This is a genomic window from Streptomyces sp. MB09-02B, from assembly GCF_033794485.1.
Classification (GTDB): domain Bacteria; phylum Actinomycetota; class Actinomycetes; order Streptomycetales; family Streptomycetaceae; genus Streptomyces.
On sequence record NZ_JARGEE010000623.1, the window covers coordinates 1 to 3,810 of the forward strand.

At 73.3% G+C, this 3,810-nt stretch carries 2 protein-coding genes and 1 pseudogene; 2 read left to right on the top strand and 1 reads right to left on the bottom strand.

Going from position 1 to position 3,810, the window contains the following annotated elements; all coding sequences use genetic code 11:
• Window positions 1–292 precede the first annotated feature (292 nt).
• Window positions 293–1,132 carry a class I SAM-dependent methyltransferase gene (locus tag P1P70_RS41845; RefSeq protein ID WP_319247320.1) on the top strand — a complete coding sequence of 280 codons (840 nt, stop codon included), beginning with the start codon at window positions 293–295 and terminating at the stop codon, window positions 1,130–1,132.
• 62 nt (window positions 1,133–1,194) lie between these two features.
• Here the strand turns inward: P1P70_RS41845 and P1P70_RS41850 are convergent, their stop codons facing one another.
• The gene (locus tag P1P70_RS41850) at window positions 1,195–1,986 is read right to left on the bottom strand and encodes a thioesterase II family protein (RefSeq protein WP_319247321.1); all 792 of its coding nucleotides are present in this window, start codon (window positions 1,984–1,986) and stop codon (window positions 1,195–1,197) included.
• Between the two features lie 248 nt (window positions 1,987–2,234).
• Between P1P70_RS41850 and P1P70_RS41855 the strand changes: the two are divergent.
• Window positions 2,235–3,665, top strand: a pseudogene (locus tag P1P70_RS41855) (type I polyketide synthase); the annotation flags it as partial.
• Between the last annotated feature and the right edge of the window lie 145 nt (window positions 3,666–3,810).

Genomic DNA, 3,810 nt, shown 5'->3' on the forward strand with positions numbered 1-3,810 from the left:
GCCCCGAAGCCCAGCAGCGCGCCCTCCCACTGGAGGTCGCGCTGCTGGGCTTCGGGGCCTAGGACTCCTCCCTCCCCCTGGTCGCACGGCGGCGGCCGCCCCGACCGCCGTACCGCTGACCATGACGGCGCTGACGCGCGCCCCGGGCCGAGGCGGCTCGGGGCCCTGACCCGGTGGGCCAACGCCGTGGCGCCCGCCCGCCGGAGGAGTACGTTGAGGAGGTCGACTCGACCGACGGGAGCGCCCCGCTCCCGCACACGCGGTCGGTGAGCGGAGAGGAACGGGAGGCGGCGTGCCGGACGGATGGCAGTGGGACCCCACGCTCTTCCAGGGCAGCGCGGCGTACTACGAGCGGGGCCGGCTCCCGTACGCCACCGGTTTCGCCGAGACCCTCGCCGGGTCCCTCGGCCTGGACGGCGGGGGCCGTCTCCTCGACGTCGGCTGTGGACCCGGGATCGTGCTGCTGCCGATGGCGCCCTACTTCACGGAGGCCGTCGGCGTCGATCCCGACGACGACATGCTGGCGGAGGGCGAGCGGCGGGCCGCGCGCCTGGGGGTGACCAACGTCCGCTGGGTGGCCGCCCGCGCCGAGGACCTGCCCGCCGGGCTGGGGGAGTTCAGGGTCGTGGTGTTCGCCCAGTCCTTCCACTGGACGGACCGTGACCGGGTCGCGGCCGCCGTGCGGGGGATGCTGGAGCCGGGCGGCGCGTTCGTCCACATCAGCGACCGCAAGGACCCGCCGCCCGACCCGACACCGCTGCCGTCACCCGCGCCGCCGTACGAGCGGATCGGTGACCTGGTACGCCGCTTTCTGGGACCGGTACGGCGTGCGGGCCAGGGGCAGTTGGTCCACGGCACGCCCGGCGGTGAGGACCTCGTCATCACGCGCGCCGGCTTCGAGGGCTACGCACGGCATGTCGTGCCCGCCGGGCACGTGGTCACCCGCACCGTGGACGACCTCGTCGCGTGGGTGTTCTCCCACTCCTTCTCCGCCCCGCACCTGTTCGGCGACCGGCTGCGGGAGTTCGAGCGGGATCTGCGTGCGCTCCTGGAACGGGAGGCCCCCGACGGCCGCTTCGCGGAACGGCTTCCGGCGACCGAGATCAGGACCTGGCGGAAGCCGCGCCTCTGAGACGCGTGGCGACGCCCGACGGCACCGGCTGGTCCGAGGGCGCCGTACCGTCGTGCCGACGCTCACCGTCGAGGGGGAGGGGCCGGGGCGGCCGGTCGTACGGCGGTCAGGAGCTCGGTGATCAGGTCGATCACCCGGGGGGCCTGGTCGATCAGGTAGAAGTGGCCGCCGGGATAGGTGTGGGTGGTGAACGGGCCCGTGGTGTGGTCCCGCCAGGCGTGGACGTCGTCCAGCGGGGCCTTCGGGTCCTCCGTACCGACCAACGCGGTGACGGGGCAGGCCACTTGGTGGACGCGGGCCGGACGGTACAGCTCGGCGGCGCGGTAGTCGTTGCGGAGGGCCGGGAGGATCATGCGGAGCACCTCGTCGTCGCCGAGGACGCGGCTGTCGGTGCCGGCGAGCCGTCTGATCTCGGTGAGCAGGGCTTCGTCGCCCCGCCGGTGGATGTCCTCCTCGGCGCGGAAGCGGGAGGGCGCGCGCCGGCCGGAGGCGAAGAGCATCGACGGAACGACACCGGCCCGCCGCTCCAGGAGCCCGGCGAGTTCGAAGGCGAGCGACGCGCCCATGCTGTGGCCGAAGAGGGCGAGGGGACGGTCCGCCTCCTCGACGACCAACGGCAGGAGCCGGTCGGCGAGTTCGGGGATGGTCTCCACGCAGGGTTCCAGGCGCCGGTCCTGACGTCCCGGGTACTGCACCGCGAGCACCTCGATACGGGGCGCGAGGGCCTGGGAGACGGGGAAGTAGAAGCTCGCCGATCCTCCGGCGTGCGGCAGGCACAGCAGCCGCACCGCGCTGTCCGGGGCGGGGTGGTAGCGGCGGATCCACAGATCCCTGCTCTCGCTCTGCACGGTCACCTGGTGGCTCCGGGGGGTCGGGGCTGGCGGTCTTCGGACGCTAACAGCTCACACTGACCGGACGGCTCCTGTGAGCCCCCTGACCCCACCCCTAACCTCCGGGGCCTAGGTCAGGGGTGTCGCGAGGTGCCCGTGATCGTCTCTACTTGAATCTAGAAGTACCCAGGACCGCTCGGCCCGCCGTCCTGCGGCTGCCGCTGCCCGCTCCCTGGTGAACATCCGCACGGCTCCGACCCCAGGGGGTTCCAGTGACGGACGAAGCACGGCTCGTCGAGTACATCCGCACCATGACGGGCGATCTCCGCAAGGCGCACAGACGGCTCAAGCAGCTGGAGGACGCCGACAGCGAACCCATCGCCGTCGTCGGCATCGGTTGCCGCTTCCCCGGCGGCGTCACCGGCCCCGACGACCTGTGGCGGCTGGTGGACGAGGGCCGTGACGCCGTAGGGGCCATGCCCGGCGACCGGGGGTGGGACTTCGACGCCCTGTTCGCCGAGGGCGACGACCGGCTGGGCACCAGTCGTGCCCGGGAAGGCGCCTTCCTGTACGACGCGGGCGAGTTCGACGCCGGCTTCTTCGGGATCTCACCGCGCGAGGCCCTCGCGATGGACCCGCAGCAGCGGTTGCTGCTGGAGGTGTCCTGGGAAACGCTGGAGCACGCCCGGATCGTGCCCGCCACGCTCGCCGGCACCCGCACCGGCGTCTACGCCGGCATCATGTACCACGACTACGGCGGCGAACTCTCCACCCTGCCCGACGAGGTCCAGGGCCTGTTGAGCACCGGGGTCGCCGGCAGTGTCCTCTCCGGCCGCGTCGCCTACACCCTCGGCCTCGAAGGGCCCGCCGTCACCGTCGACACGGCCTGCTCCTCCTCCCTGGTCACCCTGCACCTGGCCGCACAGGCGCTACGGGCCGGCGAGTGCGACCTCGCCCTGGCCGGCGGCGCCACCGTCATGTCGAGCCCCAGCACCTTCGTGGAGAGCACCCGGCAGGGCAACGTGGCCCCCTACGGCCGCTGCCGCTCCTACGCGGAGGCGGCGGACGGCACCGCTTGGGGCGAGGGCGCGGCCATGCTGCTCGTGGAGCGCCTGTCGGACGCCCGGCGCAACGGCCACCAGGTGCTCGCCGTGATCCGGGGCACCGCCGTCAACCAGGACGGGGCCTCCAACGGACTGACCGCCCCCAACGGCCCCTCCCAGCAACGTGTGATCCGGCAGGCGCTGGCGAACGCCCGGCTGACCGCCGCCGATGTCGACGTCGTCGAGGGGCACGGCACCGGCACCCGGCTCGGCGACCCCGTCGAGGCGCAGGCGCTGCTGGCCACGTACGGCGCGGAGCGGCCCGCGGGGCAGGCGCTCCGGCTCGGCTCGGTGAAGTCCAACCTGGCGCACGCCCAGGCGGCCGCCGGGGCCGCCGGTGTCATCAAGATGGTGATGGCGATACGCCACGGGCGACTGCCCCGCACCCTCCACGTCGACCGGCCCTCACCCGAGGTGGACTGGACCACCGGCGCCGTCGAACTGCTCACCGAACCGTGCGACTGGCCCGACCTCGGCCGCCCCCGCCGCGCCGCCGTCTCGTCGTTCGGCGTGAGCGGCACCAACGCCCATGTCATCCTCGAACAGGCCCCGGACGACGCGGACCCGCCCCGTCCGGCGTCCGCGTCCCTTTCCCGGCCGCTTCCGCGTCGTCCTGGGCCTGTTCGAGGGTGACATGCGAGTTGGTGCCGCACACGCCGAACGACGAGTCGGCGGCGCGGCGGGGGCGGACGAGGTCGGGCCCAGACACTTAAACACATTCGACGCTGCCGACGAATAACCTAGT